At 53.0% G+C, this 24,289-nt stretch carries 28 protein-coding genes; 15 read left to right on the forward strand and 13 right to left on the reverse strand.

From position 1 onward, the window contains the following. Positions 1-71 precede the first annotated feature (71 nt). The gene (locus ABFZ83_RS14450) at positions 72-953 is read left to right on the forward strand and encodes an SDR family oxidoreductase (RefSeq protein WP_411817256.1); all 882 of its coding nucleotides are present in this window, start codon (positions 72-74) and stop codon (positions 951-953) included. A 5-nt stretch (positions 954-958) separates the two neighbouring features. Further along, positions 959-1,801: an MOSC domain-containing protein gene (locus tag ABFZ83_RS14455; protein WP_411817257.1), complete on the forward strand. Its 843-nt coding sequence runs from the start codon at positions 959-961 to the stop codon at positions 1,799-1,801. On the opposite strand, the gene ABFZ83_RS14460 is transcribed toward ABFZ83_RS14455, so the two are convergent. Then, positions 1,798-2,019, reverse strand: a complete 222-nt coding sequence (locus ABFZ83_RS14460) for a hypothetical protein (RefSeq protein ID WP_411817258.1) — start codon at positions 2,017-2,019, stop codon at positions 1,798-1,800. The genes ABFZ83_RS14455 and ABFZ83_RS14460 overlap by 4 nt on opposite strands. 77 nt (positions 2,020-2,096) lie before the next feature. On the opposite strand from ABFZ83_RS14460, the gene ABFZ83_RS14465 reads away from it, so the two are divergent. Further along, positions 2,097-3,026, forward strand: a complete 930-nt coding sequence (locus ABFZ83_RS14465) for a histone deacetylase family protein (protein ID WP_411817259.1) — start codon at positions 2,097-2,099, stop codon at positions 3,024-3,026. A 40-nt stretch (positions 3,027-3,066) separates the two neighbouring features. After that, on the forward strand, positions 3,067-3,681 hold the full coding sequence (locus ABFZ83_RS14470) for a histidine phosphatase family protein (RefSeq protein ID WP_411817260.1): 615 nt from the start codon (positions 3,067-3,069) through the stop codon (positions 3,679-3,681). Positions 3,682-3,704: 23 nt separating this feature from the next. On the opposite strand, the gene ABFZ83_RS14475 is transcribed toward ABFZ83_RS14470, so the two are convergent. Continuing rightward, positions 3,705-4,898 (reverse strand): NAD(P)/FAD-dependent oxidoreductase, encoded by a 1,194-nt coding sequence (locus ABFZ83_RS14475; protein WP_411817261.1) that lies wholly within the window; start codon positions 4,896-4,898, stop codon positions 3,705-3,707. A 119-nt stretch (positions 4,899-5,017) separates the two neighbouring features. Between ABFZ83_RS14475 and ABFZ83_RS14480 the strand changes: the two genes are divergently transcribed. After that, positions 5,018-5,263 carry an exodeoxyribonuclease VII small subunit gene (locus ABFZ83_RS14480; RefSeq protein ID WP_411817262.1) on the forward strand — a complete coding sequence of 82 codons (246 nt, stop codon included), beginning with the start codon at positions 5,018-5,020 and terminating at the stop codon, positions 5,261-5,263. Positions 5,264-5,265: 2 nt separating this feature from the next. On the opposite strand, the gene ABFZ83_RS14485 is transcribed toward ABFZ83_RS14480, so the two are convergent. Next, positions 5,266-5,871, reverse strand: coding sequence for a 2-hydroxychromene-2-carboxylate isomerase (locus tag ABFZ83_RS14485; RefSeq protein ID WP_411817263.1), 606 nt, complete (start codon positions 5,869-5,871; stop codon positions 5,266-5,268). An 8-nt stretch (positions 5,872-5,879) separates the two neighbouring features. After that, positions 5,880-6,620, reverse strand: coding sequence for an SDR family oxidoreductase (locus tag ABFZ83_RS14490; protein ID WP_411817264.1), 741 nt, complete (start codon positions 6,618-6,620; stop codon positions 5,880-5,882). A gap of 317 nt (positions 6,621-6,937) precedes the next feature. Here ABFZ83_RS14490 and dxs point away from each other — a divergent pair, with 317 nt between their 5' ends. Further along, positions 6,938-8,851: a 1-deoxy-D-xylulose-5-phosphate synthase gene (dxs, locus tag ABFZ83_RS14495; protein WP_411817265.1), complete on the forward strand. Its 1,914-nt coding sequence runs from the start codon at positions 6,938-6,940 to the stop codon at positions 8,849-8,851. Positions 8,852-8,882: 31 nt separating this feature from the next. On the opposite strand, the gene ABFZ83_RS14500 is transcribed toward dxs, so the two are convergent. After that, a complete protein-coding gene (locus ABFZ83_RS14500) occupies positions 8,883-9,455 on the reverse strand; it encodes a type 1 glutamine amidotransferase domain-containing protein (protein ID WP_411817266.1) in 573 nt (190 codons plus the stop codon). Positions 9,456-9,615: 160 nt separating this feature from the next. Here ABFZ83_RS14500 and ABFZ83_RS14505 point away from each other — a divergent pair, with 160 nt between their 5' ends. From ABFZ83_RS14505 to ABFZ83_RS14515, 3 genes are read left to right on the forward strand one after another with little or no spacing between them, the layout of a single operon-like run. After that, positions 9,616-10,341 (forward strand): TlyA family RNA methyltransferase, encoded by a 726-nt coding sequence (locus ABFZ83_RS14505; protein ID WP_411817267.1) that lies wholly within the window; start codon positions 9,616-9,618, stop codon positions 10,339-10,341. A gap of 28 nt (positions 10,342-10,369) precedes the next feature. After that, entirely contained in the window at positions 10,370-11,614 is a 1,245-nt protein-coding gene (locus ABFZ83_RS14510; RefSeq protein WP_411817268.1) for a class I SAM-dependent RNA methyltransferase, read from the forward strand. A gap of 3 nt (positions 11,615-11,617) precedes the next feature. Next, the gene (locus ABFZ83_RS14515) at positions 11,618-12,691 is read left to right on the forward strand and encodes a class I SAM-dependent methyltransferase (RefSeq protein WP_411817269.1); all 1,074 of its coding nucleotides are present in this window, start codon (positions 11,618-11,620) and stop codon (positions 12,689-12,691) included. A gap of 9 nt (positions 12,692-12,700) precedes the next feature. On the opposite strand, the gene ABFZ83_RS14520 is transcribed toward ABFZ83_RS14515, so the two are convergent. Both ABFZ83_RS14520 and aroC read right to left on the reverse strand, forming a co-directional pair. Then, positions 12,701-13,663, reverse strand: a complete 963-nt coding sequence (locus ABFZ83_RS14520; protein ID WP_411817270.1) for an alpha/beta fold hydrolase — start codon at positions 13,661-13,663, stop codon at positions 12,701-12,703. 43 nt (positions 13,664-13,706) lie between these two features. Beyond that, entirely contained in the window at positions 13,707-14,810 is a 1,104-nt protein-coding gene (gene aroC, locus ABFZ83_RS14525; protein ID WP_411817271.1) for a chorismate synthase, read from the reverse strand. A 104-nt stretch (positions 14,811-14,914) separates the two neighbouring features. Here aroC and pdxH point away from each other — a divergent pair, with 104 nt between their 5' ends. Next, positions 14,915-15,571, forward strand: coding sequence for a pyridoxamine 5'-phosphate oxidase (gene pdxH, locus ABFZ83_RS14530; RefSeq protein ID WP_411817272.1), 657 nt, complete (start codon positions 14,915-14,917; stop codon positions 15,569-15,571). 72 nt (positions 15,572-15,643) lie between these two features. Then, positions 15,644-15,982: a hypothetical protein gene (locus tag ABFZ83_RS14535; RefSeq protein WP_411817273.1), complete on the forward strand. Its 339-nt coding sequence runs from the start codon at positions 15,644-15,646 to the stop codon at positions 15,980-15,982. Positions 15,983-15,986: 4 nt separating this feature from the next. Here the strand turns inward: ABFZ83_RS14535 and ABFZ83_RS14540 are convergent, their stop codons facing one another. Beyond that, the gene (locus ABFZ83_RS14540) at positions 15,987-16,892 is read right to left on the reverse strand and encodes an MBL fold metallo-hydrolase (protein WP_411817274.1); all 906 of its coding nucleotides are present in this window, start codon (positions 16,890-16,892) and stop codon (positions 15,987-15,989) included. A gap of 1 nt (position 16,893) precedes the next feature. After that, positions 16,894-17,832 (reverse strand): hypothetical protein, encoded by a 939-nt coding sequence (locus ABFZ83_RS14545; protein ID WP_411817275.1) that lies wholly within the window; start codon positions 17,830-17,832, stop codon positions 16,894-16,896. Between the two features lie 133 nt (positions 17,833-17,965). Between ABFZ83_RS14545 and ABFZ83_RS14550 the strand changes: the two genes are divergently transcribed. Continuing rightward, positions 17,966-18,316 (forward strand): hypothetical protein, encoded by a 351-nt coding sequence (locus tag ABFZ83_RS14550; protein ID WP_411817276.1) that lies wholly within the window; start codon positions 17,966-17,968, stop codon positions 18,314-18,316. Here ABFZ83_RS14550 and ABFZ83_RS14555 read toward each other — a convergent pair. Beyond that, a complete protein-coding gene (locus ABFZ83_RS14555; RefSeq protein WP_411817277.1) occupies positions 18,310-18,681 on the reverse strand; it encodes a hypothetical protein in 372 nt (123 codons plus the stop codon). The two genes, ABFZ83_RS14550 and ABFZ83_RS14555, sit on opposite strands and share 7 nt — an antisense overlap. A 3-nt stretch (positions 18,682-18,684) precedes the next feature. Further along, complete coding sequence (locus tag ABFZ83_RS14560; protein WP_411817278.1) at positions 18,685-19,140, reverse strand: TIGR01244 family sulfur transferase; 456 nt, start codon at positions 19,138-19,140, stop codon at positions 18,685-18,687. A gap of 126 nt (positions 19,141-19,266) precedes the next feature. Between ABFZ83_RS14560 and ABFZ83_RS14565 the strand changes: the two genes are divergently transcribed. Further along, entirely contained in the window at positions 19,267-19,695 is a 429-nt protein-coding gene (locus tag ABFZ83_RS14565; protein ID WP_411817279.1) for a VOC family protein, read from the forward strand. 27 nt (positions 19,696-19,722) lie between these two features. Then, positions 19,723-20,115 carry a VOC family protein gene (locus ABFZ83_RS14570; RefSeq protein ID WP_411817280.1) on the forward strand — a complete coding sequence of 131 codons (393 nt, stop codon included), beginning with the start codon at positions 19,723-19,725 and terminating at the stop codon, positions 20,113-20,115. Positions 20,116-20,352: 237 nt separating this feature from the next. Here ABFZ83_RS14570 and ABFZ83_RS14575 read toward each other — a convergent pair whose 3' ends face one another. Then, on the reverse strand, positions 20,353-22,053 hold the full coding sequence (locus ABFZ83_RS14575) for an amidohydrolase (protein ID WP_411817281.1): 1,701 nt from the start codon (positions 22,051-22,053) through the stop codon (positions 20,353-20,355). Between the two features lie 367 nt (positions 22,054-22,420). On the opposite strand from ABFZ83_RS14575, the gene ABFZ83_RS14580 reads away from it, so the two are divergent. Then, positions 22,421-23,104: a VPLPA-CTERM sorting domain-containing protein gene (locus ABFZ83_RS14580; RefSeq protein WP_411817282.1), complete on the forward strand. Its 684-nt coding sequence runs from the start codon at positions 22,421-22,423 to the stop codon at positions 23,102-23,104. Positions 23,105-23,210: 106 nt separating this feature from the next. On the opposite strand, the gene ABFZ83_RS14585 is transcribed toward ABFZ83_RS14580, so the two are convergent. Further along, a complete protein-coding gene (locus ABFZ83_RS14585; protein ID WP_411817283.1) occupies positions 23,211-24,278 on the reverse strand; it encodes a phosphotransferase family protein in 1,068 nt (355 codons plus the stop codon). Between the last annotated feature and the right edge of the window lie 11 nt (positions 24,279-24,289).

Consider the following 24,289-nt stretch of genomic DNA (forward strand, 5'->3'; position numbering starts at 1 on the left):
CAAGAAATATGGACCTCAGTGTTTGCTGGTTTTATTGATAAAGCCAGCAATTCATTAGGAAGGACAGGTCGATGGGCAATCTCAACGGCAAGACTTTATTCATCACAGGCGCGTCACGTGGAATTGGCCTCGCAATTGCGTTGCGCGCCGCAAAAGACGGTGCCAATGTCGCAATTGCGGCCAAATCCGCGGAACCGCACAAACACCTACCGGGCACAATTTATACGGCTGCAGAGGAAATCGAAGCTGCCGGCGGCAAGGCGTTACCGCTGGTCTGCGATATTCGGTATGAAGATCAGGTTCAGGCGGCGGTCGATGCGACGGTCGAGAAATTTGGCGGCATCGATATTTGCGTCAACAATGCGTCTGCGATTTCGCTGACGGGTACCGAAGCAACCGATATGAAGCGCTGGGATTTGATGCATCAAATCAATGCGCGTGGTACATTTTTGACCTCTAAAACTTGTATCCCTCATCTTAAAAAGTCGGACAACCCCCATGTCTTGATGCTTTCGCCGCCGCTGGATATGCGGCCCAAATGGTTCGGCGGGCATGTGGCCTATACGATGGCGAAATTCGGAATGTCCATGTGCGTTCTGGGCATGGCCGAAGAATATAAAAATGCCGGCATCGCATTTAATGCACTATGGCCGAGAACAGCGATCGCCACGGCGGCCGTCAAGTTCGCACTCGGTGGTGAGGCAATGATGCAGGCGTCGCGTACGGTCGATATTCTCTCTGACGCTGCGCATCTTATTTTTACGAAACCATCAAAAGAATTTTCAGGCAATTTCATTATCGATGACACCTTCCTTTATGAGAATGGCGTCACCGATTTTGAAAAATATCGCGTCGATTCTTCCAAGAAATTAGCACCGGATTTCTTTGTCCCTGATGAATCAACGCCGCCACCGGGTGTTGCCGAAACCCTTATGGATAGCATGCTCGGATAAGGAAGATGAATGTCGCGTCACTCCATATCTACCCGGTAAAGAGCTGTCGCGGCATTCGCCTAGAGCGAACCTTCCTCGAATGGCGGGGTTTAACGCGCGACCGCCGCTGGATGATCACTGATGCGGACAATCATTTTCTCACGCAACGCAATTGTGGGGCGCTTGCCCGCATCGGGGCGCAGGTTACCGATGCGGGACTGGTTTTATCGGTAGACGGATCAAACTCAATAGAAATAGGTTTTCCGTCATCGCATCAGCGCGAAGCCGTAACGGTTTGGCATGATACCGTAGAAGCATTACGGGCGAGCGAGATCGCCGAGAATTGGATTAGCCAAGCCATCGGGCGCGACGCACGATTGTTCTACATGGATGATGAAGCCGAGCGCAAAACGAGCGCTAAGTGGAGTGAAAGAACGCCTGTTAGTTTCGCTGACGGGTATCCGGTTCTGGTAACGTCTATGTCTTCCTTGGCTGCGCTTAACGAAGACATACGAGAATCCGGAAATGGCGAACCAATTGCGATGGAGCGGTTTCGGCCCAATATTGTCATTGATGGTGCCGACCCTTGGGCAGAAGATCATTGGTCGCGCTTGCAAATAGGGGAGGTCACAATTGACCTCGTTAAACCTTGTAGCCGTTGCATCATAACAACCAGAGATCCGCAAACTGGCGAGGTTACGGGGCGGGACCCGTTAAAAACATTGGGCCAGATCCGCCGCTCCGCGCATCCTGACTCGCCTGGGGTTTTGTTTGGCTGGAATGCAATCGTGCGCAATCAGGGTGCTGTTCACGTTGGTGATACGGTCAATGTGGAAAGCACGCGCGAAGACGGGTGGCCGCTCGGTTAGTGGTGGTGCGGTTCGCGGTTGAATTTTCCGCATTTTCCGCATTTGATAATCGCACCATGGGCGTCGTGGTGGTCGACGTTCACAAGCAATTTTGTTTTGCATCCGCCGCAACGGTAAGTCTCGTCACCGCCGCCCTCTCTTAAGGGCGTTCCGGCGGTATGGGTTTCAAAGTCTCTTGCTGCGTTCGGTTCAATGACAATCATGTCGAATTGAGGCATGATGAATTTCCCTTAGGGGTTTTTATCCAGATATAGTGTCGTGGCCCGGTGGAATATGCAATGATGTCGGTAAGGTGATGTCAACTTTACTTTATACCCACGCGTCTTTTGCGCGCCATGAGGTTCCACCCGGTCATGTTGAACATCCGGGACGGTATCGTGCAGTTGAAAAAGCGTTGGATGCGGAGGAATTCTCGCAGCTCCAACGGTGCATGCCGCCGCGCGCGACCGCAGAACAGATAGAGCGCGTGCACCCAACTGCTTTTCGCGAGCGGATAGAAAGTAAAATTCCCTCAAGCGGTCTCGCACAGTTTGACGCGGATACGTTTGCGGGGCCGTCTTCGCTGGACGCAACTTTGCGCGCCGCGGGCGGTGCCATTGATGCGGTCGATGCACTATTCAGTGGACATGCAAAAAATGCGTTCATCGCGGCGCGGCCACCGGGGCACCATGCTGAGCCTGATCGTGCGATGGGGTTTTGTCTATTTAACGGGGCGGCGGTCGCCGCTCTACATGCCCGCGCGGCGCATGGCGTGTCGCGCGTAGCGGTTGTTGATTTCGATGTTCATCACGGCAACGGAACGGAAGCCGCATTTTGGCATGATGAAGGCGCATTCTATGCGTCGTCACATGAATGGCCGCAATATCCGGGCACCGGACGGCAGAGTGATCGAGGTGCTTTCGATAATATTGCCAATGCCCCGTTGGAGCGGGGTGCGGATGGCGAGGCGTTTCGCCGAGCATGGGGCGAAAACCTATTACCAGCGCTTTCGGAATTTGGGCCGGAAATTATTGTTATTTCTGCGGGTTTTGACGCCCATAGCGCCGATCCGTTGGGTGGTTTATCGTTGATCGAGGAAGATTTTGCTTGGATTACCAGCGAAATTGGGGCAATTGCCAAAGATAAGGCTGAGGGGAGACTGATTTCCATTCTTGAAGGGGGTTATGATTTGCCCGCGCTGGCCTCCAGCGTTTCGGCCCATGTCAAAGCCTTGATGGCACTATAAAAAATACGCCATAAGAATAAATCAGCGAATCGATGGACTCATGATTGGACGCATAATCACCGCACGCCACGGGCGTCCTGATTTATCTCGGGACGTGAAAATCACTGCGCGAGAATATGGCGACTGGTGGGCCCGCTATGACGAAAGCGGCCTTGCCCCCGGTGAGGCACCACCAGAAAATCTGGTCGAATTGGCGGCGAATGCAAAGACCGTCATTTCGTCAACCTTGCCGCGTGCAATCGAAACGGCTTCCATGGCCACTAAGGGTGCACGAGAGGTCCCCGCTGATTCGATCTATGTGGAAGCGCCGCTCCCGCCACCGCCATTTCCCGATTTCGTAAAATTGCAACCGGCCCATTGGGGCGTGCTATCGCGGCTTTGGTGGGTTCTGGGCCATGCCCCCGATGGTGTTGAAAGCAATCAGGATGCCTGGCAACGGGTCGCAAAGATTGCGAAAAACCTTGAGGCCCATGCCGAGCATGGCGATGTGCTGCTTTGCGCGCATGGCTATTTGAATTGGATGATCGGCAGGCATCTGCGTAAAGATGGCTGGACGTGCACGGAGCACCATGGCGGCCATCATTATTGGTCATGGCGAATTTATGAACCGCCAGGCGTTAAGAACGAGGTCCGCGCGCACGCCGCCGCTGAATAGGCGCGGGCGAATTGCGCTTTGCGTTAGGCCACCTGTCCGGCGGCCCAGCCGCTTGCCCAAGCCCATTGGAAATTATAGCCGCCGAGCCAGCCGGTGACATCCACGGCCTCGCCGATGAAGTAAAGTCCGCTTACAGACTTTGCTTCCATCGTTTTTGACGAAAGCGCATTGGTGTCTATACCGCCCAGAGTTACTTCGGCGGTGCGATATCCCTCGCTACCGACCGGTTTGACGCGCCAATGATGAGCGGCATCGGCCAATTGTTTCAGGTGTTTATCCGATAAGTCACCGAATTTTTGCGGAAATTGCTTACCGCTCAATACCCATTCGGCGAGGCGCTTTGGCAGGTGACGCGATAGCACAGTTTGCGGCGCGAGCTTGCCATTTGTTGTCCGTTCCGCCTTTAGCAGCGAAAACAGATCGAGATCAGGAATAAGATTGATCTCAATTTCGTTGCCTTCGCGCCAATAGGAAGAAATCTGCAAAATGCTCGGGCCCGATATGCCGCGATGGGTAAACAATAAAGCTTCGCGGAAGGTGGTTTTCTTATGTTTGACTTCCGCATCAGCGCTGATCCCGCTGAGCGTACTTGTTTGTTCCAAAAGCTCAGGCCCAAAGGTCAGCGGCACCAGCGCGGGCCGCGTTTCAACAACGTTGATGTCAAATTGATCTGCGATCCGATAAGCAAAATCGGTCGCGCCCATTTTCGGAATGGATTTGCCGCCGGTCGCGATCACCAGCGATGTCGCGACAACGGGCCCTTCGCTTGCCATTAGATGAAAGCGATCAGCGTTTTTCTCAACCCGCGTAACTTCGGTGGATAAATGCATTTCGACATTTGCGTCCCGGCAGTGATCAATCAGCATATTGATGATTTGAACTGAAGACCCGTCACAAAAGAGCTGGCCAAGTGTCTTTTCATGCCATGCGATATTGGCCTGATCGACCCATTTGATGAAATCAGCCGGCGTGAATCGCTTAATCGCGGATTTACAAAAATGCGGATTGTCCGAGATGAAATTGGCCGCGCTGGTCCGAGTATTGGTGAAATTGCATCGACCACCACCGGAAATGCGGATCTTCTCGCCCGGTGCCTTGGCGTGATCAATCAATAAAACGCTGCGGCCACGGCGCCCGGCTTCAATTGCGGCCATCATACCAGCGGCACCGGCACCAATAATCGCTACGTCATATTCTGCTTGGGAAATTTTGCTCATGAGGGTGGGTCATATTGAGTTATGGGCTGGGGTCAATCTCTGTCCCCGCAGTAATGCGGATATTCGGGGCGGAAAATTCGGGCTTGCCATGGGTCGGTGGCCGCCGCTAAACCGTTCCTATGGCAAAGAAACCTGACGACATATCGACCCTTTCTTTTGAAAACGCCCTCGCTGAGCTTGAATCTATCGTTCAAAAGCTCGAAAGCGGGCAGGCTGCACTTGAGGATTCAATCGCGCTTTATGAGCGTGGTGCGGCGCTCAAGGCCCATTGCGAGACCACGCTGAAAGCGGCGCAAGAAAAAATCGAGAAGATCGTTGTAGGCGCAGACGGCAAGCCCAAAACCGAAGCGGCGAGTTTTGAATAAACTCAACCCTCGGTGATCGCTTCGGCCACCTGTTTGAGCCGGTCCTTACCGAAGAACATCTCATCACCCACAAAAAATGTCGGCATGCCAAAGACGCCGCGCTCGACCGCTGTGTTGGTTTGATCGATCAATGCCGCTTTTATTTCCGGATCTTGCGTCGCGGCCAAAATGCCCGATCCGTTAAACCCGGCTTCGGTCAATGTCGCTTTTACGATCTCGGGGTCATCCATTTTGCGTGGGTCTTTCCACATGAAATCGAAAACTGCATCCGTATAAGATTCGAGGAAGTCGTCGCGCTGCGCGACCATCGCACCGCGCATGATCAAAAGCGTATTGACCGGAAAGTTTGGATTATACGCAAAGGAAATACCGTGCTTTTTGATAAAACGCGCCATTTCAAGCTGTTCGTAAGCTAGCTTTCCTTTGACCTGGGCGTAGGCCACGAAGGGTGATTGGTTATTGGTGGCTTTGAATATGCCGCCCAATAAACACGGCTTTAACGTAATGGTCGCGCCCGTTTTCTCAGCGATGCCAGGAAGTAATTTATAGGCGAGATAGGCATTCGGGCTGCCATAATCGTAGAAAAATTCGATCGCTTCAGGTTTCATCTTTGTACCTACCAATTCTCTTTCCACGGGCGTAGGTCGAGTTCGTGTGTCCACGCGCTGCGCGGTTGATTATGGAGCCATACATAATTCTTGGCGATTTCGTCGGGGGACAGGATTGTGTCTTCTGCGCGCGCTGCATTCGCATCAGGATGGATCTGGCGGATGAAATCAGAATCGATCATGCCATCGATGATGACGTGTGCGACATGAATATTTTTCGGCCCAAGTTCCCGTGCCATTGATTGCGCGAGGGCCCGCAAGCCGTGTTTGGCACCGGCAAAGGCCGCATAGCCGATACCGCCCCGAATGCTGGCGGTAGCGCCCGTAAAAATAATGGTCCCGCGTTCGCGCTTGGTCATGACCCGTGCGGCTTCGCGCCCCATCAGGAAGCCGGCGAAACAGGCCATTTCCCAAACCTTTTGATAGACCCGGGCGGTCATTTCCGTGATTGGAAAATTGACATTCGCGCCGATATTGAAAACCGCGACTTCCACCGGCGCAATATCGCGCTCAATCTCTTCAAAAAGCGCAATCATTGCACTTTCGTCACGGGCATCCACCGGTAGCGCGTGTGCCTCTCCGCCATCTGCGCGTATTGATTGTGCCAATGCTTCCAGGGCCTCGCTATGGCGCGGTCGGCGGCTGAGACAGGCAGCGAAACCCTCGCGGGCGAAGGCGCGACCGATTGCGGCACCAGTCGCATCGCCAGCGCCTATGATCACGCAAGATTTATCGGCTTTCGTTGTCATAAGGCCTGCTCGCAACAGAAGGTCATATCGCGCAGGATGCGCCCCTCAAAGGCAAGGTGCAACGCGTTAGCGCAGTATGTATGGGCATTTTGGGCCTCGCGACTGTTTGGCAACAATCGCTGCGAAATCGTAATCCACGCGCAATGGTTTCGCTCAAAAAGGGGTGGAGAAAAATTCGTAAAGCGCTAGAACGGTCGTCTCAATTTCGACGCCTTCTTTGGTTATCGCCGAAACAGGGCCATTTATTTTCAAGGTCTTGGGGATAGCGCCCTTATTACTGTTGAATATTGAGGCGCAGAATTACAACGAGGTAGATCATGGCTGTAGAGACGCCGCTTCTGGACACTGTCAAATTCCCAGCGGATTTGCGCAAGCTTGAGAAATCGCAATTGCGCCAGTTGGCCGATGAATTGCGCGCGGAGATGATTGACGCTGTTTCGGTTACGGGCGGGCATCTCGGTTCCGGTCTTGGTGTTGTCGAACTGACGACAGCGATTCATTATGTGTTTAATACGCCGGACGACAAACTCGTATGGGATGTTGGCCACCAGTGCTATCCGCATAAAATCCTGACCGGTCGTCGTGATCGTATCCGCACCTTGCGCCAGGGTGGTGGGCTTTCGGGTTTCACCAAGCGTTCTGAAAGCGAATATGATCCGTTTGGCGCGGCGCATGCGGCGACATCGATCTCAGCGGCAACCGGTTTTGCCGAAGCTTCGCGTCACCTCAAGAAAGACACCACTTCAATTGCGGTTATCGGTGATGGCTCTATGTCCGGCGGTATGGCCTATGAAGGGCTGAACAATGCCGGTCATTTGGGGTCGAAGCTTGTCGTTATCTTGAACGATAATGACATGTCGATCGCGCCGCCAGTCGGGGCAATGAGCGCCTATCTCGCACGGGCATCGTCCTCCGGCGTCTATCAGGGTTTCCGTTCATTTGGCAAACAGCTCGCAAAACGCCTTCCTAAAGCGATTTATAATCAGCTGGCCAAAGCCGAAGAATATGGTCGCGGTATGGTTTCCGGCGGCACATTGTTCGAAGAGCTGGGCTTTTATTATGTCGGGCCGATTGATGGTCATAATCTCGACCAATTGGTGCCTGTCCTTGAAAATGTCCGTGACATGAAAGATGGCCCCGTTCTAGTGCATGTGGTCACGCGCAAGGGTGCTGGTTATCCGCCTGCGGAGCAATCGCACGACAAATATCATGGCGTTGCGAAATTTGATGTCGTATCCGGCAAGCAGCAAAAAGGCACGCCGAATGCGCCAGCCTATCAAAAAGTATTCGCCAAAGCGCTCATCAAGGAAGCGGAAACAGACGATAAGATTATCGGCATAACCGCTGCGATGCCTTCGGGGACCAGCCTTGATATGTTCGCCGATGTCTATCCTGACCGTTGTTATGATGTTGGTATCGCGGAACAACATGCGGTTACTTTTGCGGCGGGCTTGGCAGCCGATGGCATGCGTCCCTTTGCGGCGATTTATTCGACCTTTATGCAGCGCGCGTATGATTCGGTTGTGCATGACGTTGCGATCCAGAACTTGCCGGTTCGGATGCCGATGGACCGCGCGGGTCTTGTCGGCGCTGATGGCTCAACCCATGCCGGTGCGTTTGACCTCGCTTATCTCGGCTGTTTGCCGAACATGGTCATCATGGCAGCGGGTGATGAGGCAGAGCTTGTTCACATGACGGCGACAGCGGCCGCATATGACGAGGGCCCAATCGCTTTCCGCTATCCGCGCGGTGAAGGCGTAGGCGTTGACCTGCCGGAAAAAGGTAAAATCCTCGAGATCGGTAAGGGCCGGATCATGCAGGAAGGAACGAAGGTTGCGCTGCTTGCGCTGGGCGGTCGTCTCGCCGAAGCCTTGAAAGCTGCAGAGACGTTAGAAACGCAAGGCATCTCAACGACTGTTGCGGATGCGCGTTTTGCCAAACCGTTGGATCAGGATTTGATCATGCAACTGGTTCGTAATCATGAGGTTCTGATCACGATCGAAGAAGGGTCTCGTGGTGGGTTTGGTGCGTTTGTGCTGCACTATCTATCGGATCAGGGTGTTCTTGATAGCGGTCTGAAAGTGCGGACTATGACTTTGCCGGATATTTTCCAAGATCAAGATAGCCCCGCAAAAATGTATCAACAGGCCCAGCTTGATGCTGCGAGCATTGTTGAGCGGGCGAGGCAGGCCTTGGGCGTTTCATCGAACGTCGTCAACTTACACGGATAAAAAATAGCCCCGCTTAGAGCGGGGCTTTTTTCTAGGCCGCAACTGATTTTGCTTGCCGGTCGTGTTTGCCTTCGCAAAACTCCTCGACGATTTTGCGGTTAAATGCCGCCAAATCATCCGGGTTGCGACTGGTGACCAGACCTTGGTCCACAACCACCTCTTCATCTGTTACATTTGCGCCTGCGTTCTCCAAATCTTTTTGGATCGCGGCAAAGCCTGTCATCTTCCGGCCTTTAACGACATCCGCACTAATCAGAACCTGCGGGCCGTGGCAGATAGAGGCGACGGGCATTTTTCGTTCGAATGCACCGCGTACGAATGAAAGGACTTTATCATTCTGCCTTAGCGCATCTGGATTATAAAGGCCGCCGGGGATCAGGATACCATCAAATTCATTGATGTCGGCATGGGCGATTTCCTGATCGACCTTGATCGATTTCCCTTTCTCGCCATGTTCAACCCCTTGGATTTCACCTGACTTTACGGAAACAACATCGACCTTCGCGCCGGCCTCTTTTAGTGCATCGAGTGGCGAAAACAGCTCTGATTGCTCAAAGCCATCGGTGGCAATGATTGCGATCTTTTTGTTCTCAAGCTTACTCATGAATTCTCCTTTACGTCTATTTTGTGCCCGGATGACACAAAGGCCCAACACGATGAGGCGGTGTATGTTCCGCGCGATCACATGAACGTTAGATCAGGCGAACTCTGTTCGCCCGGTCGATGACGCGCTAAAGAGAGGGAACGACAGGAAAAGAGATCCAATGCGGCTCGATCAATATCTAACACAGAATGGCTTTTTCGAGAGCCGTGCCCGCGCGCAGGAGGCTATCACTGCGGGGTTGGTGCTGATTGGCGGGAACATTGCGACCAAAGCCGCGCAGAAAGTGCCGGACGGTGCCGAAGTACGCATCATTGGCGCTGTGCATGATTATGTTTCGCGCGGTGGATTGAAACTCGAAGCCGCGCTTGACGCATTTGATTTCAATCCGCACGACAAAACCTGCCTTGATCTGGGCGCGTCGACGGGCGGGTTTTGCGACGTTTTATTGCGGCGAGGGGCGACGCGGGTCTATGCGGTTGATGTTGGTCAGGGGCAATTGCATCCACGAATTGTTGCCGATGACCGGGTGATCAATCTTGAAAAGACACATGCAAAAGATCTGAACCCGGCGATTATACCTGATCCGATTGATCTTATTGTTTGTGACGTTAGTTTCATCAGCTTGAAAAAAGCATTGCCATTTGCTTTGGCCTTGGCGGGCGAAAGGGCGATGCTCGCCGCGCTCGTCAAACCACAATTCGAGGTAGGAAAAGCCGGGCTGGGTAAGGGCGGGATTGTCAAACCGGGATTAAGTGAACCCGTTCCTGACGACATCACCGCATGGGTGAACGAACAGGCCGGGTGGTCAGTGGTGACAACAATCGATAGTCCGATCGCAGGGGGCGACGGCAATAAGGAATTTCTTCTTGGCGCGACAAAACAATAATAAACAGCGGCCGCGCCGGAAAAAGCAATTGCCCGAACATGTTGCGAGCGTCACCATAGAAACGCTTGGTCATCGCGGCGATGGCATCGCCGGGCTTGCGGATCAGCGCATACATATTCCGTACACGGTCCCCGGAGATGAGGTTAAAATCCGCTATCGTGGTGATCGGGGGCGTCTTGAAAAACTCATCGCGCCCGGCCCGGATCGGACACAGCCGCCATGCCCTTATTATGGCAAATGCGGCGGCTGCTCGGTTCAGCACATCACATCCGAATTTTACAAGCGCTGGAAATGCGAGACGGTTACAACGGCGCTCGAGCGCGTCGGAATCGCTAGGTCAATAGTAGCCCCAATGATCTCCTGTCCGCCGAACACCCGCCGGCGGGCGCAATTTGCGGTTCGCAAAACCAAGGGGCAAATCCATCTCGGTTTTTTTGAGCGTGGTTCGATCACGCTCGTGAATATCGATGCGTGTCTTGTTTTGTCACCCGGCCTTAACGCTGCGATCCCGGCGCTCAAAGCCCTCGCCGCAGCGACACCGGAAAACTGGCAGAAATTCAATATAATGGTCACGCAGTGTGACAATGGCTTGGATGTATCTTTGACGGGCAGCGATGTTGACGAAGACCTATTCGGTGCGGCGCTCTCGCGATTGATCGATGCGGCGCGCGATCATGAATTCATCCGGTTATCCATTGGCGATCTGCCAATCGTCGTATTTTCGGAGCCGGTTATATCATTGTCCGGTGTAGACATTACAATTCCGCCGGGTGTTTTTTTACAAGCCAGTCGTGAGGGCGAACAAGCGCTCGTTGATCTTGTGAAACCGCATATCGCAAAGGCGAGGCGCGTTGCAGATTTATTCTCCGGTTGCGGAACATTTTCATTTATTGCTGACACTGAAGTCCACGCATTTGACATCGAAGGCCCGGCGATTGAGGCGCTCGACATTGCCGCAAGGCGCGCGGATCGTCGTCATCCCGTCAAGGCGCATAAACGTAATTTGTTTGAACAGCCATTGGTCCCCGATGAGCTAAAAGATTTTGATGCGGTCATTTTTGATCCGCCCCGTGCCGGGGCTTCGGCCCAGGCAAAACAACTGGCATCCTGTGAAGTCCCTGTCATTATTGGGGTTTCTTGCAACCCGGCCAGCTTCGCGCGTGATGCGGCAAAATTAATCGAAGGTGGCTACCACCTGTCGCACGTGACGCCGGTTGATCAATTCGTGTATGCTGCCCATGTCGAGCTTGTTGGGGTATTTCGAAAAGGATGACCCGTGGCACCGCTAAACACGATGATCGCGAATGGCGCAAAACGCGCGGCCTATAGCGCCTCTCAGGCCGCACGGGTGTTATGGTATACCGGACATTATGCCTATGGGCGTCGTCTTATGGGGCCGCTTACAGACCCCGGTGATGCGCCCTATGCGGAGGAGTTTGGGCCACTTGATCGCGCCCGATTGAAAACGGCCTTTCGCGAGCTTTTTCAGCGCGATTGGAAAAACATTGCCGAGGGCGAGTATCGCCTTCCGAAAGAGTCTCGACAATTGCCGGCGGTAGGGCGTTTGTGGCGCGAAAGCCGCGATTATTTAAACGATGCGCGCAAAGTTGCGCGGCGGAAATATGCGCGCGGGCATTCGGAAGTTTTGACAGAAACACTGCGTGAAAAATTTCCGCGCTATTACCTTCAGAATTTCCACTATCAAACCGATGGCTGGCTCAGTGAAAGTTCAGCCGAGCGTTATGACATGCAGGTGGAAACCCTGTTCACCGGGGCCGCAGATGCGATGCGCCGCCAGGCATTGCCGTTTGTTCGCCGTGCGTTGGCGCAGCGCGATATTGCGCAAGCGAGCTTTCTTGATTTGGGTTGCGGCGTCGGACGATTTTTAGAGACCATAAAAGATAACTGGCCGGCCTTGCCGGTGACTGCGCTTGATTTATCTCCGGCCTATCTCAGTAAGGCACAATCGCGGTTGGGTAAGTTCAAACATGTGCGTTTAGTACAAGAAGCCGCAGAGAAAACCGGACTTCGAGAAAATTCATATGATGTCATAACGGCGGTTTATCTATTTCATGAATTGCCGCCATCGGTACGGAAAGAGGTCATGACCGAAGTTGCACGGTTATTAAAGCCGGGCGGCGTGATGATCCTTGTGGATACTATCCAATATGGTGATGAGCCGGGCTTTGATGTCCTGCTGGAGAATTTTCCGCGCGGGTTTCATGAGCCCTATTATGACAGCTATTGCCGAACTGATCTTTCTGCGCTTTCTGCTGCGGTCGGATTGAAAAAGACCGAAGAAACGGTTGCGTTCTTGACCAAGGTGACAGCTTTCGAAAAAGCGAAATAGGTTCGCGATTTATTCGCCCGCTGGGAAATGCGTCTCTAAAAACTTGTCTATGTCTTGGGCCGTTTGTTCCGGCGCTTCTTCCATCGGAAGATGACCAATGCCCGGATAGATAACTGCCTCGGCATGGGGCAGGCGTTCTGAAAAGCTCTTTACCGCACTCGCATAGATGAGCTGATCTTCCGCACCCCATATAATCAGGGTGGGAATGGTCAATTTGCGGATTTCCTCTGCAAAGTGAATTTCGCGGTCGGCGCGTGCCCTGAGTGCTGCGGCTTTTCGGTTGCCGGGCAGGCGCAATAGTTCCCAATAACGGTCAACCATTTCATCGGTGATGATGGATTTAACCGATACGCTTTCCAATGCAGAACGCTCAACAAGGGCGCGGGGTGTATATTGCTGCATTAAAAAGCGGCCAATGGGTGTGCCTAATAACCTGAATCCAATATTCAGAGGCGGGTTTTCTTCACCGTCGCGCAGCGGCATGCCCGAAGCATCTAGCAAAATGAGTGCGCTGACCTTATCCGGGTTGGCGACGGCATAACGCCAAGAAACCCAACCGCCCATAGAATTGCCGCCCAAAACGAACTGGTCGAGGTCAAGTGTCTCGACCAATAGATCAATCGCGTCGGCCATGCCGGAGAATTGATAATTATCTTCCGGATGCGGACCTGTTAATCCGTGGCCCGGTTGGGAATAGGTGATGATGCGATATTCATCACCCAACAGCGCCACAAGTGGTTCCCAATTATGAAGTGATGCCGATGTGCCGTGGATCAATACAATCGGAATGCCATCCGGGTTGCCTTGGTCGCGGTAATGTACCCGAAGCCCTGCGCCATTATCGGCGAATTGCGATTCGGCATTGGTGTATTTCTCCGCCATCGCAACTGGGTCGGTATCCGGTGTGCGTAATAAAACAAGAACGCCAAATAAGACGATGAGCGGCAGAGCTATGTAGGCAATTTTCTTCATGCGCCGAGCGTAGCGGCTATGATCTGCGTTGGGAACGATTTTATCAGCGCCCACACTGCGCACGGTGGAGGAGGGCGTGATCCGCCAGCACCAGCGCCATCATCGCTGCGCCAACGGGAACGCCGCGAATACCCACGCATGGGTCATGACGGCCCTTGGTTTGGACGGTGGTATCTTCACCTTGTGTGGTGATCGTATCGCGCGGCGTCAGGATTGATGAGGTCGGTTTCACGGCGAAGCGAACAACCACATCTTGACCGCTTGAAATACCGCCCAAAATGCCGCCAGCTTTGTTTGACTGAAAATCAGGCGCACCATTCCGCATGCGGATTTCATCAGCGTTTTCTTCGCCTGAAAGTGCAGCGGCCTCAAATCCGGCACCGATTTCAACGCCTTTCACCGCATTGATCGACATCATCGCGCTGGCAAGGTCTGCGTCCAGCTTTGAATAAATTGGCGCGCCGAGGCCCGCTGGAACGCCAGTGGCAACGACTTCGATCACCGCCCCCATGGAGGAGCCGGATTTGCGCGCCGCATCTAGCTGTTCGGCCCAGCGTTCGGCCGCCTTTGCGTCGGGACACCAGAACGGATTGTTATCGACTTCCATCCAATCGAAATTGGCGCGATCAATTTTGTCCGGTCCCATCTGCACCATGCAGGCGCGGATGGTCACTGCCGACCCGAGAACCGCCTCAAGCGCTTTTTCTGCAACGACACCGGCGGCGACACGCGCAGCGGTTTCGCGGGCGGATGACCGACCGCCGCCGCGATAGTCACGAAAGCCATATTTCGCGTCATAGGTGAAATCCGCATGGCCGGGGCGGTATTTGTCACGTATATCTGAATAGTCTTTCGAGCGTTGATCGACATTTTCGATCATCAGGCTAATTGGCGTTCCGGTCGTGCGCGGGCCATCGGTCCGGTCGTCTTCAAAAACGCCAGAAAGAATTTTAACCGAATCCGGTTCTTTCCGCTGGGTCACGAATTTTGAGGTGCCCGGCTTGCGCTTATCGAGCGCCGATTGGATGTCCTCGGCCCGTAATAACAGGCCCGGCGGGCACCCATCGATGACGACCCCGAGGGCAGGTCCGTGAGATTCGCCCCAGGTTGTGAAGCGAAAGGCTTTGCCAAAACTGTTGAAAGACATGCTTGATCCGTATTAAGCCGTGGCCCTTAATGAGCGCGTTATAGCCCTAAAGGCATTTTCTTCATAATTCCCTTCCCTTATCGGGAGCGGCAAAGGAACCGTCAATGTCCGATATTATCCCGCCAAGCCCCTCAACCGAAGCCTATAGTGCCGACGAAGATCAGGGCGACGTTTTTACGATTAGCGATCCGACCGCATTATTCGCGGATTGGCTGACCTTGGCACGGGAAAAAGAGATCAATGACCCCAATGCTATGGCGCTCGCGACCGTGGACAAGTCAGGTATGCCAGATGTGCGCATGGTTCTGCTCAAGGATTTTGATGCGTGTGGCCTGACTTTTTTCACCAATACTGATAGCGCCAAGGGTGAACAACTTGCCGCAGTGCCAAATGCCGCAGTCTGTTTTCATTGGAAATCGATTCGCCGACAGGTTCGTTTCCGCGGTACAGTCACTCCGGTCAGCACCGTGGAAGCCGATGCCTATTTCGCGAAACGGGCTCGCGGGGCGCAACTCGGGGCGCATGCATCGGCGCAATCGCGTATTATGGACAATCCGAAAAAGTTGAAGCGCGATATTGAAAAGCTGGATGCGAAATGGAGCGACCGCGAGGTACCCCGTCCGGAGAACTGGTCCGGCTACCGATTATTACCGCTGGAAATTGAATTTTGGGTCAATCGCCCGTTCCGCCTGCATGATCGTCTTTGCTATCGCCGCGAAGACGCCAAAGCAGATTGGGAAATTGTAAGATTATATCCGTAGTCAAATTTGCATAATTCGTTTTGAATTGTTTATGGTCATTTATTTTCTGAGGTCCAAGGGAAGGGAACGATTATGATGAAATCTATTATTGGCGCGGCTGCCGCTTTTGTTTTGGCCAGTGGTGCAGCAATGGCCAATGATTGCGTGCTGGAAGCAGAAGCGCCAGTCATGCCGGATCCAAAAACCGCAACCGCAGAAGATCGCGCAGCGACAATCGCGGCGATTAAGGACTATCAGGCCAAGCTGGGCGAGTATCGCGAATGTGTGACCGCAATTTCTGATAATGTCGAGCTTGATATCGAAGTCCGCAAACAGGCGCTAAAAGACTTCAACGCAACCGTCGAATCCGAGACAGAAGTTGTGAAAGCCTGGCAAAAATTCAGCAAGGCTTACGAAAAAGCGAATAAGTAATATCCTATTCGGCGGGCCGGTATTCTGATTTCATTCCCGGTTCGCCGTCACATTTGACCACGCCATTTTTCTCAAGACGGATTAGATGCGCCAAAACATTCAGCGCCGCCGCGCCATGAAGGCGTTTATCAACATCTGCATACATCGCCGTCACGATTTCTTTGATCCGGGTGCGGCCATTTTTGATCTGATCGATGATTTGCGCATCGCGCATTAAGCGATGCGTTCTGACGGCCCGAACAAATCGTTTTGGATTGTCGATGGGCGCGCCATGGGTCGGAAAATACACCTCGTCGTCGCGCTTAAGTAAAATTGCCAAGCTTTCGAGATAGGCGTTCATGTCACCATCAGGCGGTGCAACCACCGTCGTCGCCCAGCCCATGATGTGATCGCCGGTAAAGAGGGCTTTTTCAGCGGGCATCGAAAAACACAGATGGTTCGATAGGTGCCCGGGCGTGTGGACGACCTCTAAAGACCAGTCATTGCCCGTTAGAACCTCGCCGTGAGCGATCAATTCATCGGGGGCGTAATTATAATCCGCCCCTTCATCCAGCGCCGGGGCATCTATTTTCAAATCTTTTACCGGATGCGCACCAAAGCCAAATATGGGCGCACCCGTCGCATCCGCGAATTTTCGTGCCAATGCGCAATGATCGCGGTGGGTATGGGTCACGAGGATATGCGTGACTTTTTCCGCATCAAGGGTTTTTAAAAGCGCCGCTAAATGTTCATCATCATCAGGGCCCGGATCGATGACCGCAACGTCGCCCGTGCCGATGATATAGGTTCCACTACCGGTATAGGTGAAAGGGCCGGGATTATTGGCGATAACCCGCCGCACACCGGGGCGCAACAGATCTGGCGTTCCGGGGGTGAAGTGAATGTCTTTTACAAAAGGAATCGCGGGCAACTTATTCCGCCTTTAACTTCTCATCGACCATTTCCGCAAAGGCTTTTGCCAAGCCACGCATCGCGGTCAGTTTATCTTGTGCACGCATGGCTGACGGCGGCCCCATATCGGTTTTGTTTGCATCGACGATATAAATGCGTCCGTCATTGCGGTTACGTAAGACATCAAGGCCACCAAAATCAAGCCGCATTGTTCTTGCAAAGGCGGTGATTTTTTCCTGCTCGTCAGCCGAAAGCATTGCGTCGATCGGGGCTAGGTCAACGCGGTGGTTATCATTGGTGAAGCGACGTTCTTTGGTGCGCCGTTTCAGAAATACATAAGGTGTCGTCTTGCCGCCAACGATTGGTGTACGGATATCGACATGCTCGATCCCATCGAACGTATTCTCGATGACTTGCTGGTAGACATGGCCTTGCTTGGGAGCCGCAATCGGGCATTCGATTAAGCGACCATCATGCTTGCCATTGGCTTCGGATTTCTCAACAGCAGTGCCGACAAAGGTTGTCGGTTCAATGGTCAGCCCATAACCGAAAACTTCTTCAAAAGCGCGCGCGACAACGCTTTTGCGAATGTCGAAACAGCCAATGTTCAGGGACGGCTTGTTTGATGGGGCTTGGCGCGGCGCGGTCAGAAATTCGCGGTCTTCGAAATAAAAATGGAGATCCGCTTCCGCCGGATCATCAACAATTTTTACGTCTGCTAATTGGCATACGGGCCAGATGGCGTAATAGGATCGCGGCTTTTTCGGAAAGAACGAAATACGTGCTCGTGGTTCTCTGCCGCGCATCTTGCGGGTCGCTCTGAGCGCATTGATTACCCAAACGAATGTGGCCATCCGCCAGGCATCCAGCGCAAACTCTCGGTTCAGCGGTATTTCTGCGCCGGTTTCAATCGCAACCAGCTGATTATTGTTAATTTTAAACTCGCCAAAAATAGACATAGGGTCTCCGCCAGCCCGTTCGCCGTATCGCAATCAACATGGCTTTTCCGTCTAAGACAAGGAAATAAAGCTTTGGTGAGCCGCTAAAATGTGATGATGCGGCAGGCGGCGCAGATATTGCGACAAAGCGGGCATGTGTACCGAAGTAAAACATTTCCCGCGTCATGCCGTATTTATTTTCACGGCACTGTTAACCTTGGCCCTTTTTAGCGCGCCAGCCTTTGCGGGATCTATGGGCAGTATTTCCATGGGGGATGGATCAGGCGGTATTACTGATCGCGCCTATGTCGCTGCGCCGCCGCATTATCTTTATGTGGTCGAAAAAGAGCGCGGTAGCTTTCTCGATTGCGGTGAAGGGCAAGACGGCCGCGCAACCGACGAAGATGGGCGCGACATGGCGGTGTTGCGTTGCGGCGTGACCTTGACGGAAACGATTGTTATTCCCGCTGCGGCTTCAAGCGCCAGAATTATTATCCATTATTGATTCATCAAGCAGCGATCAGTCTCTAGCTGATCGCCATCAATGACGCGGACGGTCACCGAATATTTCCGGCCATAATCAAAAGTGATACCGCATTTGTCTTCGGTGGTTTCGTGCCATACCCGTGTGCGGCCGCTATAGGACGGATCGTTCGAAGACTTTACATCGAAAATGGTGGCCATTCGATCATTCGTATTGAGACCATCCGGCGCAAGCGTCATCTCGGCATCAATGACATATCCATCTAATAGAATGACGCCGGCTTCCGGCGTCGAAGGGCAGGTGCATGTTGGAATTTTACGAATTTCCGGCGGGGCATAAGGGTCAAGCGCCTGTACGGCGGTAAGCAACAATACAATTACATTCATCTTTTACTCGTCGTCTGTTTTTGCGCGCGCGGCCAAATTATCGAGCGCCGGTCCATGCTGGCTGATGTTGAAACCGGCATTTGCGGCATCGGCAATAATGTCTTCACTTGGTCGCCCTTCAAAGGCGGCGAGATAGGAATATAAAATTGCCGAGCGCGTGCCCGAAGCGCAATAGCCTATTGCCTTGCCGCCATTAGTTTCATCTATAGCGCTTTTAAGGGCAGAAATATGGCTGAGCGACAGGCCGCGGCCGTCGATTGGGATATACACGTATTTTATGCCGGCTTTTTCCGCCTCCGCTTGGATATCCGCCGAGGGCGGTTGGCCCGCCATCTCTCCATCCGGGCGATTATTGACGATAAGGGCGAAACCCGCCTCGGCAGCAGACGATACCTCATCAAGAGAAATCTGCGGTGAGACAAAAAACGTGTCGGTCAATCGTTTGAATTTTTCCGGCAATGGGATCTCCTGAAAATATGGATTTGATGCCTATACCGACCCAATGGCCCCATAGGCAAATCCTGGCCATTCACTTATGGTTTTAATTGGCCATTTCAATCTGTCATGAAAAAAGAGGCATAAGCAATGTCAGTTAATCCCGGATCTATTTTCCATCTCGCGATCCCCGTCGATGACCTCGCGGCGGCGGAAGCCTTTTACGGCGATCAATTCGGATGTGAGCGGGGGCGACGGTCCGATCAATGGATCGATTTCAATTTTTTCGGCCATCAATTGGTGACGCATCTGGCCCCGGAAGAATGTGGTCGGGCGGTGACCAATTCCGTCGATGGCAAGAATGTTCCCGTGAAGCATTTTGGTGTTGTGCTCAGCCCCGCCGATTGGAAGGCGCTCGCTGCGCGGCTTGAGGCGGCGGGAACGGAATTTATTATCGAGCCGGGTATTCGGTTTAAAGGCGAGCCCGGAGAGCAAGGGACATTCTTTTTGCTCGACCCGGCCGGGAACGCGCTGGAATTCAAATGTTTCCAGAATATCGATCAACTCTTCGCTGCCTAAGGTGCGTTCGATCTAACGGAGGGCAAGATGCATATTCCCGAGGGATTTTCGCAAATCACGCCCTACATCTTTGCGCAAGACGCTTTGGCTTATATGGACCATTTGGTTCGCGCACTCGGCGGCATGGAAATAGGACGGACACTGAATGATAGCGGTGCCCTTGCGAATGGTCAGATTCGCATCGGCGATGAAACGATAATGGTTAGTGAGGCGGGACGTGGTTTCCCGCCATCGCGTACCGCGTTCTACTTATATGTTGAAGATGCCGATAAGGCCGTGGAGCAAGCCGTCAAAGGCGGTATGGTAAAAATCATGGATGTCGCCGATATGCCGTATGGGGATCGTCAGGGCGGTGTTAAAGATATCGCTGGCAATATCTGGTGGATATCACAACGGCTCACTGCCGCGCCCTATTATTGACGTGGTTACGGCGATGCGCCGGGTTCGTTCCTTCTAGAAATCGTCGTCTTGGTCACCAATTGAGCGAATGGCATGCCACAAGTTCCAAAGCACGAAAACTATCAGTGCGAACAAGATGAGAAACTGCCAAAATGTCATCACCCCCACTATATGGGGAGGCGCAATGGCCCGCGCAATCACATCATTGCACGGGCATACGCTTTAGCCGCTGGTTGCGTTGCCTGGTAAAAGCCTTGCCTATTCAGTGGCTTGAAACACGATATTACCAGACACAACGGTCATCACCGGTTTTGCAGTCAAAATTTCTTCTGCTGGTATCGTCATGATATCCTTTGAGAACGCTGTGAAATCCGCACGTTTCCCCGGTTCGATCGTTCCGATGACATTCTCCTGAAACGATGCATAGGCGGGCCAGAGTGTGAACATTTTCAACGCTTCCTCGCGGGTGACAGCTTGCTCCGGGTGCCAATCGTCATCGCTGTATCCGTCGAGCGATTGCCGCGCGACGGCCGCGTAGAATTCGATCAACGGGTCTCCGCGTTCAACCGGTGCGTCAGAGCCACCGGCGACCACAACGCCTGCATCTATCAGAGACCGCCAGGCATAGGCACCATCAAGCCGGTCCTCGCCGAGGCGGTCCTTTGCAAAAAACATATCGCCAATCGCATGTGATGGCTGCATGGATGCGATTACCCCGATCGACGCAAAGCGAGGAATATCATCTGTATGAAGAATTTGTGCGTGTTCAATGCGCCAACGCAGGTCGCTCTTGTCGGGGTGATCGGCGAAAGTATTTTCGTACCAATCCAGTACGAGGGTGTTGCCGCGATCACCAATCGCATGGGTGTTGACCTGCACGCCGGCATTGATTGCCGTATCAAAAATCGGTGCCGCCTCTTCTAGCTTCATCAACAAAAGGCCGGAGTTATCCGGACGGTCTGAATAGGGCTCGCTAAGCGCGGCACCGCGAGAGCCGAGGGCACCATCGATGTAAAGTTTGATTGCGCGGGTAATGATATGATTGTTCTTGCTGGTGCGCGGCGTTGTCGTAGTCAAATCCTCAAGTCCGCTCACATCGATAGAATTATAAACCCGGATCGCAAATTCGCCCTGATCTGACATTTGCTCAATCAGGCCGACATTTTGCGGATCGACTGACATATTATGAAGGCCCGTCCAGCCATACCCCGCATAGACGTCGGAGGCTTTCGCATAGGCCTCGCGCTTTTGCGCTTCGTCCGGCGTGTCGATCAGGGATTGAACAAGCGCCATCGCGTTATCGATCAAGATGCCGGTCGCCTGCCCATCGGCGTCGCGCTCGATTTTCCCGCCTTCCGGGTCTTCGGTCTGATCCGTAATGTTTGCGGCCTCAAGGGCGGCGGTGTTGGCCACCAGCGCATGACCATCGGCACGGATGAGGATAACCGGAATGTCGCCGCTCACCGGGTCTAGATCATTTCGGTTCGGCATACGGCCTTCGGGCCATCCGGTTTCAATCCAGCCCCGGCCGATAATGCTTTTCGGGTTATCGGCGTTTTCAACCGCCTGCTTCACGGCGGCGGTCAGTGCTGCGGCCGATTCGGTGCCTTCGAGATTTAGCGTGATCTCTCTCAGGCCAATTCCGAGCAAATGAGCATGGGCATCGGTAAATCCCGGAAAGAGCGCCGCGCCGTTTAGGTCAATGATCTCCGGATTGGGCCCTGCACTCTCAATAATGATGTCATGCGTGCCGACCGCAAGGATTTGGCCATTCGATATCGCGACGGCTTCGGCGGTAGGGGCGTTATCGACGCCAGTATAAATCGGCCCGCCCGTGAAGATCGTAATCTGCGAATCCGATGTGATGGGGGCTGATTTTTGGTCCGCATCACATGCAGTCAAAGTAAACCCAAATAGTGTCGCACATAGTGCGCGTAAAAGATGAGAATGCGGGCTCATACGGCCTCCTGATTGTTGGCGGTTCGCGATTTTGATTCGAGTGATACCGGCAATCGCTGAATATGCGAAACATATTAACCCTAGAAGATGTAAGTGCTTGTGGGAATTAACCATTTCGGCTGGGCGATAAAGGCGAAATCTGGGCAAAAAAAGGGCTATGAATTGGTTAAAATTCCCGCTATGCGGGAGTGACTATATTTTGCTTTCGGTACTGTTGCATTGCAGCAGTTTTTTCTGATTCTGCCCTCAAATTACGTTGACATTCTCGCCAACTATTGTGATTTTACGAATGCTGTTAAGTAATTGTTAACAGTGCGACGTCCGGCGTTCCCGGATTCATTTGTTAGTTTGAGTGGGGGAATACCACATGAAAACCCTTCGTTACCTAGCCGTAGCAGCCTTTGCAGCCGGCATGATGGCGGCGCCGGCGAGTGCGACGACTTTTATCTTTAAATCTGGCGGTGCGTTCAGAGATGATCCGACCAATGTCGGAAACATCGTCAACGATTGCGGTACTATCGGTACTGACCTTTGCACAGATAATGATGCAGAAGGTTTTGATTATTCGAAAGACGGCATCGAGTTCACAGCAATTGCTTACACGAACGGCGATCCAACAACGCTGATCCAAGACATCTACCCAGACAACTCAGGTCTCGGTGCGATTTCTGAAGACGATCAGACACAAGACCAAATCCAGTTCAGCGCACAAGAGTCAGTTGAGTTCACATTCACAAACGACGTTTGGCTTTCAAACATCGAATTCAACGCTGGTAATGACACAGATTGCTCGAACCCAGGTTCAGAAGGCCCATGCGGCGACTTCAACCTTTACATCGACAATGTGTTCTTTGCGACGATCACTGCGGTTGACCTCTTGGCAGACACATTCTTCGGTTCTGTGTTCCGCTTCGAGCCAGTTACAGATGGCGCTGGTTTCACAATCGCGCAGTTTGACGTAAGCGACGTTCCAGTTCCTGCAGCGCTTCCGCTGTTGATTTCTGGTCTTGCTGGCCTTGGCTTCGCGTCACGCCGTAAGAAATCTGCTTAATTGATTTAGCGTTCCTCGGAACGTAGATCTGAAAAAGCCGGCCTTTGGGCCGGCTTTTTTGTGTCTAAATTTTTCTGGGCAATTGGATTGACCATGAAGCCAGCGCTTATGCGCCGGCTTTTTGTGCATAGGTCCATGCCAGCGCTGCCAGCATCCGTGCCTGTGTGCCCATATTCTTCGCTTCCGGTGAGGACGCGTTGCCTTGGAGGGCTCGTGCGTAAACGCCTTGGACGATCGAGCCCAGTCGGAACATGTTGTAGGCCAGGCAAAAATTGAGATCGGCAATTTCTCCGCGCCCGGTGCGCTTAGAATAGCGCTCTACCGCATCTTCCATCGACGGCACGCCGAGTTCTTCGAGGTCGCGCCCCATCAAGCCGCCGCGTACTGATGGCGGGAAGTGCCAAAGCATCAGGAAATAGGTGAAATCCGCGAGCGGATGGCCGAGTGTTGAAAGCTCCCAATCCAAGACCGCAATCACTTTTGGTTCGATCGGGTGCATGATCGCATTATCAAACCGAAAATCACCGTGAACGACACTGGTCGCATCATCAGATGGGATGGCCGTGGGAAGCCATTTCATCAGGGCATCCATCTCTTCGATGGTTTCTGTTTCTGCCGCTTGATATTGTTTCGACCAGCGACCGATCTGTCGTTCGAAATAATTGCCGGGCTTGCCGTAATCGCCGAGGCCCGCTGCCTGATAGTCAATATTATGAAGATCGGCCAAAGTATCGACCAGCGCATTGAAAAGCGGTTTGCGCTCTTCCTTTTGAACTTCCGGTAAAGAAGCGTCCCAGAAAATTCGGCCTTCGAGAAAATCCATCACAAAAAATGGTGTGCCGATAACGTCCGCATCTTCGCAAAGGGCATAGGTTCTTGGAACCGGAAAGCCCTGACCGCCGAGTGCGGTCATGACTTTATATTCCCGCTCGACCGCATGGGCGGACGGCAAAAGTTTCCCCGGTGGTTTGCGACGCACGACATATTTCTTCGATGGCGTCGAAACGAGATAAGTCGGGTTCGATTGCCCGCCTTTGAATTTTTTGACGTCGATCGGGCCTTCAAAACCTTCGACATGCTTGGTCATGTATTCAGTAAGGGCGGTCTCGTCGAATTTCAGATGCTCGGGCGTTGCGCCGAGGCCGGAAAAATCAGGGTTCGAATCATCAGCCATTGGGCAGGCTC

Origin of the sequence: Hyphococcus formosus (assembly GCF_046736345.1) — a bacterium.
Lineage (GTDB): Bacteria > Pseudomonadota > Alphaproteobacteria > Caulobacterales > Parvularculaceae > Hyphococcus > Hyphococcus formosus.